The organism is Variovorax sp. GW821-FHT10D07 (assembly GCF_059415325.1).
In genome coordinates this window covers 753,450-768,221 of the sequence record NZ_JBWKMZ010000002.1, presented here as the reverse complement: position 1 = coordinate 768,221, position 14,772 = coordinate 753,450, and the positions used below count along the sequence as shown (strand labels likewise).

At 70.3% G+C, this 14,772-nt stretch carries 14 protein-coding genes; 11 read left to right on the top strand and 3 right to left on the bottom strand.

Annotated elements, in window-relative coordinates:
• Positions 1 to 6: 6 nt before the first annotated feature.
• Positions 7 to 1,122, bottom strand: a complete 1,116-nt coding sequence (locus AC07PU_RS08890; protein WP_495316800.1) for an adenosine deaminase family protein — start codon at positions 1,120 to 1,122, stop codon at positions 7 to 9.
• 76 nt (positions 1,123 to 1,198) lie between these two features.
• Here AC07PU_RS08890 and AC07PU_RS08885 point away from each other — a divergent pair, with 76 nt between their 5' ends.
• The 9 genes from AC07PU_RS08885 to AC07PU_RS08845 all read left to right on the top strand — a co-directional run bounded on the left by AC07PU_RS08885 (position 1,199) and on the right by AC07PU_RS08845 (position 10,808).
• Entirely contained in the window at positions 1,199 to 2,218 is a 1,020-nt protein-coding gene (locus AC07PU_RS08885; protein WP_495316798.1) for a LysR family transcriptional regulator, read from the top strand.
• 80 nt (positions 2,219 to 2,298) lie between these two features.
• Positions 2,299 to 2,658: a hypothetical protein gene (locus tag AC07PU_RS08880; RefSeq protein ID WP_490877089.1), complete on the top strand. Its 360-nt coding sequence runs from the start codon at positions 2,299 to 2,301 to the stop codon at positions 2,656 to 2,658.
• Between the two features lie 136 nt (positions 2,659 to 2,794).
• Positions 2,795 to 3,439, top strand: coding sequence for an aspartyl/asparaginyl beta-hydroxylase domain-containing protein (locus tag AC07PU_RS08875; RefSeq protein ID WP_495316796.1), 645 nt, complete (start codon positions 2,795 to 2,797; stop codon positions 3,437 to 3,439).
• Between the two features lie 3 nt (positions 3,440 to 3,442).
• Positions 3,443 to 5,236: a hypothetical protein gene (locus AC07PU_RS08870; protein WP_495316794.1), complete on the top strand. Its 1,794-nt coding sequence runs from the start codon at positions 3,443 to 3,445 to the stop codon at positions 5,234 to 5,236.
• Positions 5,203 to 6,363 (top strand): hypothetical protein, encoded by a 1,161-nt coding sequence (locus AC07PU_RS08865; RefSeq protein WP_495316793.1) that lies wholly within the window; start codon positions 5,203 to 5,205, stop codon positions 6,361 to 6,363. The genes AC07PU_RS08870 and AC07PU_RS08865 overlap by 34 nt, the downstream gene beginning before the upstream one ends.
• Positions 6,364 to 6,374: 11 nt before the next feature.
• Positions 6,375 to 6,746, top strand: coding sequence for an HAD family hydrolase (locus AC07PU_RS08860; RefSeq protein ID WP_093343206.1), 372 nt, complete (start codon positions 6,375 to 6,377; stop codon positions 6,744 to 6,746).
• Entirely contained in the window at positions 6,743 to 8,308 is a 1,566-nt protein-coding gene (locus tag AC07PU_RS08855; protein WP_495316791.1) for a phosphotransferase, read from the top strand. Before AC07PU_RS08860 ends, AC07PU_RS08855 begins: the two co-directional genes overlap by 4 nt.
• Before the next feature lie 3 nt (positions 8,309 to 8,311).
• Positions 8,312 to 9,031, top strand: a complete 720-nt coding sequence (locus AC07PU_RS08850) for a glycosyltransferase family 2 protein (protein WP_495316789.1) — start codon at positions 8,312 to 8,314, stop codon at positions 9,029 to 9,031.
• Between the two features lie 70 nt (positions 9,032 to 9,101).
• Positions 9,102 to 10,808 carry a Mur ligase gene (locus AC07PU_RS08845; RefSeq protein ID WP_495316787.1) on the top strand — a complete coding sequence of 569 codons (1,707 nt, stop codon included), beginning with the start codon at positions 9,102 to 9,104 and terminating at the stop codon, positions 10,806 to 10,808.
• Position 10,809: 1 nt separating this feature from the next.
• Here AC07PU_RS08845 and AC07PU_RS08840 read toward each other — a convergent pair whose 3' ends face one another.
• On the bottom strand, positions 10,810 to 12,030 hold the full coding sequence (locus AC07PU_RS08840) for a polyhydroxyalkanoate depolymerase (RefSeq protein ID WP_431512172.1): 1,221 nt from the start codon (positions 12,028 to 12,030) through the stop codon (positions 10,810 to 10,812).
• Between the two features lie 131 nt (positions 12,031 to 12,161).
• Here AC07PU_RS08840 and AC07PU_RS08835 point away from each other — a divergent pair, with 131 nt between their 5' ends.
• Entirely contained in the window at positions 12,162 to 12,818 is a 657-nt protein-coding gene (locus AC07PU_RS08835; protein WP_057592442.1) for a glutathione S-transferase, read from the top strand.
• Position 12,819: 1 nt separating this feature from the next.
• On the opposite strand, the gene AC07PU_RS08830 is transcribed toward AC07PU_RS08835, so the two are convergent.
• Positions 12,820 to 13,647 (bottom strand): helix-turn-helix domain-containing protein, encoded by an 828-nt coding sequence (locus tag AC07PU_RS08830; RefSeq protein WP_093343200.1) that lies wholly within the window; start codon positions 13,645 to 13,647, stop codon positions 12,820 to 12,822.
• A 122-nt stretch (positions 13,648 to 13,769) separates the two neighbouring features.
• Between AC07PU_RS08830 and AC07PU_RS08825 the strand changes: the two genes are divergently transcribed.
• Positions 13,770 to 14,756, top strand: a complete 987-nt coding sequence (locus tag AC07PU_RS08825) for a tripartite tricarboxylate transporter substrate-binding protein (RefSeq protein WP_495317259.1) — start codon at positions 13,770 to 13,772, stop codon at positions 14,754 to 14,756.
• The last annotated feature ends 16 nt before the right edge of the window (positions 14,757 to 14,772 follow it).

The window sequence follows — 14,772 nt, the reverse complement described above, 5'->3', positions numbered from 1 at the left end:
CGGGCTTCATGCGTGGGCTTGGGAAGAGGGCGGCGCATCGCCGAGGCGGCTGCGCAGGTGGTCGAAGGCGTCGCTCCATTGCGCGCGCCAGTCGCGGCGCTGCGTCTCGTCGATCCAGGCGCCGTCGAGGCCGTTGAGCATGAAGCCGCGCAGGTCGTCGAGGCCGAAACCGAAGTCGCGCACCATCATCAGCCAGGCCTGCGTGGGCGTGACCTTGTGCAGGGTCGGGTCGTCGGTATTGGGATGGATGCGCAGGCCCAGGCCCGGCATGCGGCGGATCGGATGGTCGAGCGCCCAGCGCTCGGGCGGCAGGGTGCGCAGGTAGTAGGAGTTGGTCGGCACCACGGTGAACAGCACGCCGCGCTCGGCGCATTCGCGCGCGAACTCCGGTGCGTCGACCACGGTGTAGCCATGGTCGATGCGGTCCACGCGCAGCACGTCGAGCGCGGTGCGCACGTTGGTCCAGGGCATGCCGAACTCGCCGGCATGCGCGGTGGTGCGCAGGCCGACCTGCCGCGCGCGCGCGTAGGCCTCGGTGAAGAGCTCGGGCGGCCGGTCGACCTCGCGGTAGTCGATGCCGATGCCGATCACCTCGTCGCAGCGGTTCGCGGCCATCCACTCGACCATCTCGAGCGCGGCCGCGGGCGAGGCCTCGCGGTCGATGGCGCCGATCAGCCGGCCGTCGATGCCGAACTGTTGCTTCGCATCGCGGATCGCGCGCACGATCGCGCCCTGCGCGAGCGCATAGGGGATGCCCGACACCTGCACGGTGCCGGTCGGGTTCCACGAGAACTCCGCATGGCGCACGTTGTGCTGCGCGGCATCCTGCAGGTATTCGAGCGTGAGCTGGTGCAGGTCGTCGGGGTTGCGCACCAGCTCGGCGTCGAGCGCGCGCAGCACGCGCAGCACGCCCACGGGCTTCTCGCCGCGCGTGTAGAAGCCCTCGATCTCGTCGGCCGCCAGCGGCGAGCCGGCACGCAGGTTGAGCTGCTTGAAGGTCTCGTGGCGCACGGTGCCGAACAGGTGGCAGTGCAGCTCGACCTTGGGAATGGCGCGCAACAGGGCTTCGAGGTCGAAGCCGTGGGCGGCGGAAGACGGGCTGGCGGAGGGGCTGGCGGTCATGCGGGCCAGTCTAGTGAGGGCGAGGCGATAAGGAAAATTTTGAATTTCTATAATTTGATTCGCCGGATCTATAAGCATGGCCACCTCCCCGCGCGCTCCCAAGCCCTTGCCGGCGCCCGAACCGGCGGCGTCCTCGCTGCCGCTGCGCGCGCTCACGCTGCGCCAGCTGCAGTGCTTCTCGGTGCTGGTCGAGGAGGCGCACTTCGGCCGTGCCGCGCGGCGGCTGGCCATCACCCAGCCCGCGCTCAGCAATGCGATCAAGCAGGTCGAGAAGCTGCTGGGCGCGCAGCTGCTCACGCGCTCCACGCACCGCGTCGAGCTCACGCCGCTGGGCGCCGAGGTGCTGGCGCGCACCGACTTCCTGGTCCACACGGTCGAGGTGGCGCTGCGCGACATCGAGAGCACGGTGCGGCGTGGCCGGGCCTTCGTGCGCATCGGCGTGATCCCCTCGGCCGCCGCGCGCGTGGCCGCGGCCGCGAGCGAGTTGGCGGCGGCGCATGCCGAACGCCTCGGCGAGGTCGAGCTGTCGTGGCGCGACGCGCCCTCGACCGCGCTGCTGGCCGAACTGCGCAGCGGCCAGCTCGACATGGCGGTGGCCGCCATCACCGAGCCGCCGGGCGGGCTCGAATGCGTGGACCTGTTCCGCGATCCGCTGGTGCTGGTGGTACGGCGCGACCATGCGCTGGCCGCGGCCGGCGAAACGGACTGGGAGCGCATCGGCCGCGAGCGGCTGGTGCTGTTCGAGAGCGGCAGCATGCCGGCGCTCGGCAATCCCGCGCGCGCCCAGTTCGCGCAGGGGCTCGAGCCCTTGCGCGTGAGCTATTCCGAAACCCTCTATGCGCTGGTGCGCGGCGGGCAGGCGCTGGGATTGATGCCGCGCCTGTACACGGCCTCGCTGCGCGATCCCGAACTGGTGGTGCTGGCGTTGTCGAAGCCGCGCATCGAGCGCCGCGTGGTGCTGGCCTACCTGCCCGGGCCGATGCGCAACGTGGCGGCGCAGGCGCTGATCGACTTCCTGCGCGAGCGCCTGCCGCAGGCCGGCGAACGGCCGGTGCGGCGGGTCGCCAAGGGTGCGAGGACCCACCGTAAACCGTAGTTTTCGGTGCGCCGAATACCTGCGTAAAGGTCAACGAATTGTTTCTTAGACAGGGCATCTGCCGCTAAGATTTCGCGGTCATGTCTCGCCCGCTCATCGCGCTCGTCCTCGCGGTCCTTCTGTGCTGTCAGGCCGTGGTGGTGTTCGCGCAGATCCTCGTCGAAGCCGGCCTGCATCACGACCTCGTCGCGCAGACGCTGTGGTCGGATGCCTCGGCCTCCAGCGATGACTTTCCGCGCGGCGCGGGCACTTCCGTGTCCGCCTCGGTGTCCACCGACGACACGGACATCGGCCACGGCATCGAGGTCGCGTTCGAGGGCTACGCGCTCGAACTGATCGTGCTGCCCGGCGCGCTGCCGCGCTCCTTCGCCTCCTTCTCCTCCTCGACCTTCCTCGCGCCGCCCAAGCGGCCGCCGCGCCTTTCCTCTTTCCTCGCCTAGGTCCGGCCCCGTGCCCGGACCGCGCTGCCGCTTCGGCGTGCAGCGCCTGCGCAGCCATTGCGCATCGCCCACGCGCGCGGGCCGGCGCCATCGTCCGCGATGGCCATTCATCCAGAGGAACCGAGGAGAGAGAGCCGTGAACCAATCCAAGGACGTCATGTTCGCCCGGCTGGCGAACTTCAAGATCGACATCGACGCGCTGCGCGCCCACTTCGAACAGCATGTGCGCCAGCTGCCGTCGACGCAGTACCGCGACAACCGCGTCGACTACATCGGCTGGGCCGTGACCAGCCGCGATGGCACGCTGATCGACGGCATCCGCCGCATCAATCCCAATGCCGCCATGCCCAGCCGCGGCACGCAGCCCACCGATGCCTGCTCGGGCTGCCTGGCCGAGGTGATGGACGCACTGTCGGCGCGCGGCCTCAAGCCCTTTCGCGCGCGCATCATGCAGCTCAAGAGCGAAGGCGACGAGATGCCGCTGCACACCGACGCCGTGCGCGAGGCCTGGCGCCTGCACGTGCCGATCGTCACCAACCCCAACTGCTTCTTCGAATGGCAGCGCGCCGACGGCAGCATCGAGAGCGTGCACCTGCCGGCCGACGGTTCGGCCTGGCTGGTGCGCGTGGACGTGCACCACCGTGCCGTCAACCGCAGCAACCAGCCGTCGAGCCGCGCCCACCTGCTGATGAGCTTGGAGACGCCGCCGCCGATCGGCATGCTGGCCGCCCCCTGGCTGCCGGTGGTGCGCGAGGCCGAAGCCGTCGCGCTGGCGGCCTGAGCGATGTGGCGGGAAGACGCACCGCTCGAAGCGATCGCCTCCGGGGCCTGGACCTCGGTCGCCGACATGGAGGCCGCGCTGGCGGCCTTCGCGCGCGCCGATCAGCATGAGCTGAGCCTGTACCGGCTGCGCCGCGCGCTCGGCGAGGGCCATGCGTTCGAGAAGGAGATCGTGCTGCGCTACCACGAGGCGCTGGTGCTCTCGGGCAACGTCGCGGCGGCGCTCGAGCTGCGCGGCGGCGAGACCTGGGCGCGCCACTTTCCCGCCCAGGGCGAGATGGACGCGGGCGCGGTGCAGATGATCGCGGGCCAGATCGATGGCCATGCGGCCCGGCTGGCCCAGGCCCTCGAGGCCTTTCCCTTCGCCTTCGCGAGCTTTCTCGCGGGCCTCAAGCGGCACCAGGGCGCGAGCTACCGCAGCCTGGCCGGCGTGGCCCGGCCGCTGTTCGAGCACCGGGAGTTCGCCGACCCGCGCGACCGCACCGCGCTGATGCTCGCGGTCGAGGGCTTTCGCGGCTACGGCGACGACCTGCGGCGCGAGATGCTGGTCGAGCTGTTCCAGCGCTGCGACCACGAGACGCTGTGCCGCTTCTTCCAGAGTGTGCTGCCCGCGAACGGCGCGCTGCTGCGCGCCTTCGCGAACGACCTGCTGGAGGACGCGCAGGGCCTGCGCTGCCTGAGCGACGCGGCGATCTGCCGGCTGCTGATCCTCGGCTATGGCCTGTTCGACGAGGCGCTGTACGAACGCATCCTCGCGCAGGTGCGCAGCCTGCCGCCGGCCGGGGGAGGCAAGCAGGCGAGGCAGGCGCGCGCCAGCGCGAGGATCGCGCGCGCCTTCGAATCCGGCGCGGCGCGGGCCGAGCCCCCGACGCCGGCCGCGGGCGCGCCGCTGCGCATCGCCGTCTGCGTGTCGGGCCAGATGCGCGGCTATGCGGCCGCCTTCCAGACCTGGAAGCACCTGGGGCTGGACGGCCACCAGGTGAAGTACTTCGTCCATACCTGGGAGGACACGGGCTGGCGCTTTCCCGATCCGATGTCGGGCAACGGCGTGGACCGGATCTTCAAGTTCGTGCCCTTCGCCGAGGCCTACCGGCAGGCCGGTTTCCGCTACGGGCTGGCCGCGATGAAGAAGGCCTATCCGAATTTCTTCGCCCGGCTCGAGGTGTCGTCGACGCTCGGCGAAGCGGACCTGCGCGCGGTGTACGGCGCCGACGCGGTGGTGGCGATCGAGAACCACCGGCAGCCCGAGTTCGAGCACGACACGAACAACCAGCTCAAGATGTTCTACAAGATCCAGGAAGCGCACCGCCTGATGCTGGAGGACGGCGGCGACTACGACCTGGTGATCCGGATCCGGCCCGACCGCGCCTTCCGCGCCGGCACGGCCGCGCCCGACTGGGCCGGCATGGCCGAGGCCTGCCGCCGTCAGCGCGTGCTGTTCTTCAACCACCTCGCGGTGACCAAGACGCTCTATGCCGGCGACCAGTTCGCGGTCGGCTCGCCCGAAGCCATGGGCTGCTACGCCAACACGCTGGGGCTGCAGACCCAGGCGATCCGCGAGAACTGGTTCGGCTTTCCGAAGCGGCTGCGCTCGCACTGCTCGCTCGCGCATGCCTTGCTGTTCCAGGGCGTGCGGCGGCGGCCGCTCGAAAACATCCATGCCGTCGAGGCCGTGCCCGCCGCCGCCTATGGCCGCGGCGAGCTGCGCGCGATGCTGTCGGCCGACCTGCCCGCGGGCCCGGCCAGCGAGATGGACCGCCTGCTGTGGAACGCCCTGGCCGGCGCGGCGCCGCGGTGACACGGGTGCGTCGCATGCAGGCCGTGCTGGCCCTGTCGGTGCTGTGGGCCCTGTTCCTGGGCCTGCTGCCGGGCGCGGCGCGCGCGCAGGACCAGGCCGACCGCGAACCGGGCCTGCAGCAGGGACCCGAAGGCGCGGGCTGCCGCATCTCGAAGAATGCGCACCGGCTGGCGCTGACGCAGCGCCACGAGTTCAACGGCATCCGCGTCTTCTATGCGCTCGAGGGGCCGCATGCGCTCTACACCGGCGTCGACCTCAACGGCAACGGCGTGCCCGACATGGTCGAGGACGCCGCGCTGCACCTGGACACCGTGCGCCGCATCTACCTGGCCAACGGCTTTCGCGATCCGCTGCGCAGCCCGCGCTTCAGGCAGGCCGAGACGATCGACATCGACCTGCTGAACTTCGACGCCTACAGCCCCGGCGTCGCCGACAAGCGCGGGCTCTCGTTCTCGGCCGTGATCCGCTACCCCGGCAGCCGCGCGCGCGCCGACCGCTGCACGCTCTCGATCGCCATCAATGCCGCGCTCGCGGGCAACCACGAGCGGGTGAAGGACTACCTGATCCCGCACGAGCTGTTCCATCTGTTCCAGTACGGCCACGCGATGTTCCGCGCCAGCTGGTACCTCGAGGGCATGGCGAAGTGGGCCGAGTGGGTGACGCTGGCCGAGAACCGGCGCAACCCCACCTTGTGGAGCACGCCGCTGCCGGCCACGCCGGCCGAGTTGCGCGCGCGCGTGTTCGCCAATCCCAATCCCTACGACGTGCGGCATTTCTGGAACCGGCTGGCCGAACTGGCCAAGGCCGGCGAACCGCCGATGGCCATGCCCGACGAGCTGCGCGCGCGCCGCTTCGCCGACGGCAGCCCGGTGGTGCGCGACGAGATCTGGCGCGGCCATGCGCTGATGCTGCGCATCCTGCAGGCCTTCGGCGAGGAGACCGAGGCCGTGGCGCGCGAGCGCGGCCTGCCGCCCTACCAATGGCCCGACGCCGACCAGCGCGACACGGCGCACAACCCGCGGCTCATGCGAGTGGTGCAGCGCGCGGTGGCCGCCTCGGGCGTACGCCACAACGACGAAATCGCGCGCTTCCTGGTCATCGATCCGGCCGCCGCGAACCAGAATTAGAGGAGCCCCACTTGAAACGCCTGATCTTCGACCTGGACCACACGCTGTGCGTGGCGGAGCAGAAGGACTACCCCAATGCCCGTCCGCGCGAGGACATGATCGAGCGGCTGCGCAGCTACCGCGAGCAGGGCTTCGCGATCTCGATCTACACCAGCCGCAACGTCAACAGCTTCGGCGGCAACGTCGGCCGCATCAACGCCCACACGCTGCCGATCATCATCGACTGGCTGGCCCGCCACGACGTGCCCTACGACGAGATCCACGTCGGCAAGCCCTGGTGCGGCGAGGAGGGCTTCTACGTCGACGACCGCGCGATCCGGCCCTCGGAGTTCCTCAAGTACAGCCGCGAGGAGATCGACCGGCTGCTGGAGCACGAGAAGTGATCGTCGTCACCTCGGCGGCCTACGTCGACTCCGAGCTGCAGTCGGAGTTCGGCCGCCTGCCGCCGGCCTTCCTGCCGGTGGCCAACCACCGGCTGTTCGTGCACCAGGCCGCGCTGCTGGCAAGGCACTTCCCGGGCGAGCCCATCTATCTCTCGCTGCCCGAGAGCCATGCCGTCTCGCACCGCGACGCGCAGGCGCTCGAGGCCCATGCGATCCAGGTGCTGCGCGTGCCCGACGGGCTCACGCTGGCCGACTCGCTGCTGTTCTCGATCAACACCGTCGGCCGCTACGACGACGGCATGCGGCTGCTGCTGGGCGACACGCTGATCAGCGACCTGCCGACCGGCTGGGACTGCCTGAGCGTGGCCGAGTCGGCCGACGACTACGACTGGCAGGTGGACCACGGCTCGGAGACCGCGGTGCGCGTGTGGTGCGGCTACTTCGCGTTCCAGTCGGTCAGCCGGCTCGCCAAATGCCTGGTGGCCGCGCGCGGCTCGTTCGAGCGCGCGGTCTCGGCCTACGACGAGGCCTGCTACCTGCAACGCGTGCAGACCGCGCTGTGGTCGGACTTCGGCCACGTCAACACCTTCTACCGCTCGCGCGCGCGCATCACCACGCAGCGCGCCTTCAACGACCTCGCCATCGGCGACCGGCGCGTGCGCAAGACCGGCAGCCAGCCGCGCAAGCTCGAGGCCGAGGCGCGCTGGTTCGAGGCGCTGCCGCCGCGGCTGCGCGTGTACGTCCCGCAACTGCTCGACCGTGGCGCGGTCGAGGACGGGGACGGCGGCTATGGCTACGAGCTCGAGTACCTGTGCATGGCGCCGCTCAACGAGCTCTACGTGCACGGCCGCAACTCCACCGCCTTCTGGTCGCGCGTGTTCAGGCACCTGGCCGACTGGCTCGCGGCCTGCCAGACGGCGGTGCCGCTGGGCGAGCGCGAGCGCCAGGCGGTGGCGCAGGACAGCCGCGGCATGCTGGGCGACAAGACGCGGGCGCGGCTCGATGCCTATGCCACCGCGAGCGGGATGAGCCTGTCGGCGCCCACGCGGCTCAACGGACGTGCGCTGCCCTCGCTGGCCGAGATCCTCGAGCGCTGCCTCGAGGCCGCGGCGCGCGTGCCGCTGGTGCCGGGCGTGATGCACGGCGACCTGTGCTTCAGCAACATCCTGTTCGACACCCGCTCGGACTGCATCAAGCTGATCGACCCGCGCGGTCTCAATTTCCGCGACGAACCGCGGCTCGTCGGCGACCTGCGCTACGACCTCGCCAAGCTCGCGCATTCGGTGCTGGGGCTGTACGACTACATCGTGGCTGATGCCTTCGAGATCGACGACGGGACGGGGCTGGATTTCCGCCTGCGCATCCATGCCGACGAGGACGTGGCCGCGATCCAGAAGCTGTTCGCGGCGCTGCCGCTGCTCAACGGCATGACCGCGCGCCACGTGGCGCCGATCACGGTGCTGTTGTTCCTGTCGATGCTGCCGCTGCACCAGGACGCGCCGCGCCGCCAGCGCGCGATGCTGGCCAATGCGCTGCGCCTGTACGAACAGATGGAGCACTGAGCGATGTTCGTGATACCGATGATGGGCAGGAGCCGCCGCTTCACCGAGGCCGGCTACGCATTGCCCAAGTACCGGCTGCCGCTGCACGGGCGCACGGTGTTCTTCCATGTGGTGAAGTCCTTCGAGCGCTACTTCCAGGACGACCTGTTCCTGTTCGTGGTGCGGCGCGACCACGACGTGGTCGAGTTCCTGGTGCGCGAACTCAAGGCGCTGGGCGTCAAGTCCTTCCACATCGTCGAGCTCGATGGCGACACGCTGGGTCAGGCCGACTCGGTGCACCGCGGGCTGCGGGCGCTGCGCAGCGAGGAGGCGCTCTACGTCTTCAACATCGACACCATCCGGCCCGGTTTCCGCAAGTCGGCGCTGGCCGACGGCGCCGCGGGCTACCTCGAGGTGTTCGAGGGCGAGGGCGAGCACTGGTCCTTCGTCGAGCCCGGGCCCGATCGCTCGGTGCTGCGCACCACCGAGAAGGAGCGCATCTCCAGCCTGTGCAGCGACGGCCTCTACCACTTCGCCGATGCGCGGGTCTTCGACGAGGCCTTCGCGCACCAGCAGCAGCATCAGTTGCTGATCCGCGGCGAGTACTACATCGCGCCCTGCTACAACGCGCTGATCGCGCGTGGCGCGCGCGTGGCCTACGAGCAGCTGGTCGGGCAGGAGCAGATCGTCTTCTGCGGCACGCCGCAGGAGTACGAAGCCGCGTCCGCGCGGCCCTGGGAATGACGCCGGGACGAGGGACAATGCGCGCAGCCATCGCATCGCCAGCCGATGGAAGCCATGTGAGGAATCTTCGATGAGTCTGGGTGAACTGCTCGCGTGCGCGAAGCCCGCGGTGGCCGCGACGTGGGCCGAGTGCATGGAGGCCGCGGCGCCGGAAGGCGCGGGCGTGCTGTTCCTGTCGGCCTGCAACGCCAAGGAGCGCGCGCACGTGGTGACGGTGCGCGGCAGGAACTTCGACGAGGTGTGGCGCCGCGGCGCGCAACTGCTGCAGACCTGGCTGCGCAAGCAGAGCACGGCGCCGATCTGGCTGCGCGCGGACGTGGTCCACACGGTGCAGGCGATGCACTGGAAGGGGCTGCAGCAGGCCTTGCTGACCACCAAGCGCAACTACTTCCGCAGCGGCATCGCCTTCGACGCCGACCTGTCGGTGGCCATGCTCGAGCAGGACATCGGTGCCCATGCCGTGCTCTACGACGGCAAGTTCGACGAGGCCACGCCCAACGCGGCGAACCTCCGGCTGTTCGGCCAGCACCGCTACGGGCGCGAACTGAGCTGGCCCACCGATCCGCAGCAGCCGGTGTGGGTGTTCGACACGCGCGCCGTGTTCACCGACGGCAAGGAGGCGCACCGCATCGAGCACGAGGGCGTGGGCCGTGGCTACCGCCGGCTGCCGGCCTGGGACGCGGCGCGCGTGCGCCAGATCGTCGAGACCAGCACCGCCTACCTCGCGCGCCAGGTCAAGAGCTCGGGCGCCTATCACTACGGCTGGTTTCCCTGCTTCGACCGCGCCATTCCCACCTACAACGCGCTGCGCCATGCGAGCTCGACCTATGCGCTGATCGAGGGCTGGGAGCTGACGCGCAAGCCCGAGCACAAGGCGGCGATCGACCGCGCGCTGGGCCACCTGACCGGCGAGCTGATCCGGCCCGCCACCTTGCCCGATGGGGCGCAGGCCGCGTTCCTGGTCGACATCGAGGACGAGATCAAGCTCGGCGGCAATGCCGTGTGCCTGCTCGCGATGGTCAAGTACACCGAGCTCACGGGCGACCGGAAGTACCTGCCGCTGATGGAGCAGCTCGCGCTCGGCATCCTGCACATGCAGGACCCGACCAGCGGCCGCTTCGTGCACGTGCTTCACCATCCGGACCTGCGCGTGAAGGAGGAGAACCGGATCATCTACTACGACGGCGAGGCCGCCTTCGGACTGATGCGCCTCTACGGCCTGACGCGCGACGAGCGCTGGCTGCGCGCGGTCGAGAAGGCCTTCGCGCACTTCATCGAGGCGCGCCACTGGGAGGCGCACGACCACTGGCTCAGCTACTGCGTCAACGAGCTCACGCTGTACCGGCCGGAAGAGCGCTACTTCCGCTTCGGCCTGGACAACGTGCGCGACCACCTCGAGTTCGTGCTCAACCGTATCACCACCTTCCCGACCCTGCTCGAGCTGATGATGGCGGCGCAGAAGATGGTGACGCGGCTGCAGGCCGACCCCGCGCATGCGCACCTGCTCGAGGGCTTCGACATCGAGAAGTTCTACCGCGCGCTCGAGCAGCGCGCGCGCTACCTGCTGAGCGGGCACTTCTGGCCCGAGCTCGCGATGTTCTTCCGCAATCCGCAGCGCATCGTGGGCAGCTTCTTCATCCGCCACCACAGCTTCCGCGTGCGCATCGACGACGTGGAGCACTACCTCTCGGGGTACGTGGCGTACTGGAAATACCTGGAGGCGGGAGGGCGGCCGGCGCAGCCGGCGGCGGTGGAGGCCGCGCTGCCGCAGCCGTAGCTCAGTGCAGCTCGGCCGCCGCGTGGATGGTCTCGCGCACGCGCGGATAGATCTGCGCGTTCCACTTGCTGCCGCTGAACACGCCGTAGTGCCCCACGCCGGCCTGCAGGTGGTGGGCCTTGAGGTAGGGCCGCACGCCGGTGCAGAGGTCCTGCGCCGCCACGGTCTGGCCCACCGCGCAGATGTCGTCGCGCTCGCCCTCGACCGTGAGCAGCGCGGTGCGGCGGATCGCGGCCGGGTTCACGGTGCGCTCGCCCACGGTGAGCTGGCCGCGCGGCAGGTCGTAGGTCTGGAACACGCGCTCCACGGTCTCGAGGTAGAACTCAGCGGGCAGGTCGTTGACTGCGAGGTACTCGTCGTAGAAGTTGCCGATGGTGTGCGCCTTCTCGAGCTCGCCCTCGACCAGGTGGCGGTACATGTCCTCGAACTGCTTCTTGTGGCGCTCAGGGTTCATGCTCATGAAGGCCGCGAGCTGCAGGAAGCCCGGGTACACGCGCCGCATCGCGCCCGCATGCGGCCACGGCACGTGGCTGATGAGGTTGCGGCGGAACCAGTCGATCGGGCGGTCGGTGGCGAGGCGGTTCACCGCGGTCGGGTTGATGCGGCAGTCGACCGGCCCGGCCATCAGCGTGAGGCTGCGCGGGGTGGCGGGGTTGTCGTCCTCGGCCATGAGCGCGGTGGCGGCCAGCGCGGCCACGCAGGGCTGGCACACCGCGACCATGTGGACGCCGGGGCCGACGGCCTCGAGGAAGGCCATGAGCTGCAGCGTGTAGTCGTCGAGGCCGAAGCGGCCTTGCCACAGCGGCACGTCGCGCGCGTTGTGCCAGTCGGTCAGGTAGACGTCGTGGTCGCGCAGCAGGGTGCGCACGGTTTCGCGCAACAAGGTGGCGAAATGGCCCGACAACGGTGCAACCAGCAGCACGGGCGGGTGCGTGGGATGGTCGCCGTCCTTCCTGAAATGCAGCAGGGTGCCGAAGGGCGCGCTCAGCGCCACCTCCTCGTGCACCGCGACCTCGTCGCCGTCGACCGGCACGCTGGCGATGCCGTAGGGCGGCCGGCTGTGGGTGAGCCGCATGCGCGAGAACACCTCGCACTGCGCCGCCAGCCGCCGCTGCATGGTGCGCTCGCTGCCGTCCTGCCAGAGCGCGCGCGCCATGTACTGGGAGGCGAGCCGCAGCGGGGAGAGCAGGTCGGCCTGATTCTGGTAGACGCGGTAGAGCATGGTTGTGGTGCGTTGCAGTGCCAGAGGCAAGTTGCGGGCCAAGGCCGGGCGCACCGGGATGGAACGGGTGGCACAGGGCTTGCACGTCGCAGGCCACCGGCGGCGCTTGCCGGCACCAAGGAGCACACCCGATGGCCAAACCCGTTCTCACCATCAGCAGCAAGAACTACGGCGCCTGGTCGCTGCGCGGCTGGCTGATGTGCAGGCTGGCGGGCCTGGACTTCAGCGAGAAGATCATCCCGCCCGACGACCCGGCCATGAAGGCCGAGATGCTGCTGCTGTCGTCCTCGATGCTGGTGCCCTCGCTGCAGCACGGCTCGGTGAAGGTGTGGGACACGCTGGCGATCGGCGAGTACCTCAATGAGATCAAGCCCAAGGCCGGCCTGCTGCCCGCCGACGTGGCGGCCCGCGCCCACTGCCGCGCGATCTGCGGCGAGATGCATTCGGGCTTCGCGGCCATGCGCGGCGCGCTGCCGATGAACATCAAGGCCCGTTTCAAGAACTTCAAGGTGTGGTCGCGCGCGCAGGCCGACATCGACCGCATCGTGGCGATCTGGCGCGAATGCCTGAAGGCCTACGGCGGCCCCTACCTGTTCGGCGAGCAGCCGGGCATCGCCGACGCGATGTACGCGCCCGTGGTCACGCGCTTCCTGAGCTACGACGTGGCGCTCGACAGCGCCTGCACGGCCTACTGCAAGCGCGTGATGGAGTTGCCCGCGATGAAGGAATGGGTGGCGGCGGCGAAGCAGGAGCCCGACGAGATCGACGAGCTCGACGCGGAGTTCTGATTCAGCCCGGGGGCGGCGCCGGCTCGAAGCCGGCCTGCCGCAGCTTGCGCTCGATGCCCTGCGCGGCCGCCTGCAGGTCGGCCAGGTGCTGCGCCACCATCTCGCGCTCGCTGCGCACCGCGGGCAGCCAGGCGCAGCTGATGCAGCCGACCACGCGCTCGTCGAGCCGCACCGGCACCGAGATGGCGCCGAAGCGGTCGGGCGAATCCATGCTGGTGGCGGTGGGGTCGCGCGACACGTAGCCCTGGGCGCGCGCGTTCGCCACCATGCGGCGCACGTTCTCGGGCCGCCGCGCGTCGCGGTCGACCTGGTGCGGCGAACGCGCGAGCGCCGCGAGGAGCTGGCGCCGTTCGTCCTCGGGGCAGAAGGCAAGGTAGCAGCGCCCGAGCGATGACATCAGCATCGGCGGGCGAAAGCCCAGCACCCGGTAGTTCACGGCCAGCCCGTTGATCGGGCGGTGCGCGTCGAGGATCAGCATCGCGCTGCCGTCGCGCACGCCGAGGTCGGTGGGCCAGGGCACCTTGCGCTGCAGCGTGGCGCGCGGTTGCGCCGCCAGCGCCGACAGCCGCGCGCGCCACTCGACGAGCGGGCCCGGGGCGCCGGCGGCCGAGGTCGGCACATAGCGCTTCTCGAGTTCGTTGCGCTCCACCCAGCCGGCCTGCTGCAGCGTCTTGAGGATGCGCAGCAGCGTGGCCTTCGACAGCCCGGTCTGGCGGCTGAGTTCCGACAGCGTGGCGGCCGAGGAGCGCTGGATCGCGAGCATCACCTCGAGCCCGCGGCGCAGCGCGTCGATGGATTTCACGCCCTGCGCGCCCTGGGTGTCCGACATGCCGCGGCCTCCGAAGTGGTTCACTCAGTGAAACTATATCTTCTGGCCCCGCGCCCGGCTTCCTACATTGCACTGGCCCCGATCCCGTGGCTCCACGCACAGGCAAGAAAGGAAAGCCCATGATGAATCCACTCCGGCGCCGGACGATGGTGGCCGCGACGCTGTTCTCGGCGCTGAGCGCGTTCGCCGCCACCGCCACCGCCGAGACCTGGCCCGCGCGGCCGATCACCATCGTCGTGGCCTACCCGGCCGGCGGCGACACCGACGCCATCGCGCGCACCTATGCAGAGAAGCTGTCGCAGCGCGTCGGTCAGCCGGTGCTGATCGACAACCGGCCCGGCGCGAGCGGCATGATCGGCAACGCCTGGGTGGCGAAGGCGCCGGCCGACGGCTACACGCTGCTGTTCACGCCCAGCACCTTCCCGATCGCGCAGCACGTGCTCAAGGCCGGCCCCGGCGTGGCGCACGACGTGGTCAGGGACTTCACGCCGATCGTGAAGACCGGCGACATCCCGCTGCTGCTGGTGACGGCGCCCGCGACCGGCCTGCAGAGCGCGACCCAGCTCGTGGCCGCCGCGAAGGCCGGGCGCGCGCTGACCTACGGCACGCCGGGCGCGGGCTCGCCGATGCACATCGCGGGCGAGCTGTTCAACCGCGACGCCGGCATCGCGCTCGTGCATGCGCCCTATCGCGGCGTGGCGCCGGTGGTCAACGATGCCCTGGGCGGCCATGTGAGCGTGGGCTGGATCACGCCCGGTGCCGTGGCCAGCCACATCGCGGCCGGCAAGCTGCTACCGCTCGCGGTGGCGCAACGCCAGCGCGCGGCGCTGCTGCCCACGGTGCCCACGCTGTACGAGCTCGGCTGGCGCGACGTGGACCTGAACGCCTGGATGGGCCTGCTCGGGCCGCGGGCGCTGCCGGAGGCGATCGTGCAGGCGCTCAACGCGCACTTCAACGAGATCCTCCGCATGCCCGAGGTGCAGGCGCGCATGGCCACGCTGGGCATCGAACCGGTGGGCGGCGCGCCCGCCGTGCTGGCGCGGCAGATCGCGCAGGACGACCAGCGCTTCGGCCGGCTCGTGCGCGAGTTCGGCATCCGTGCGGATTGACCAGGAACCAGGAGAC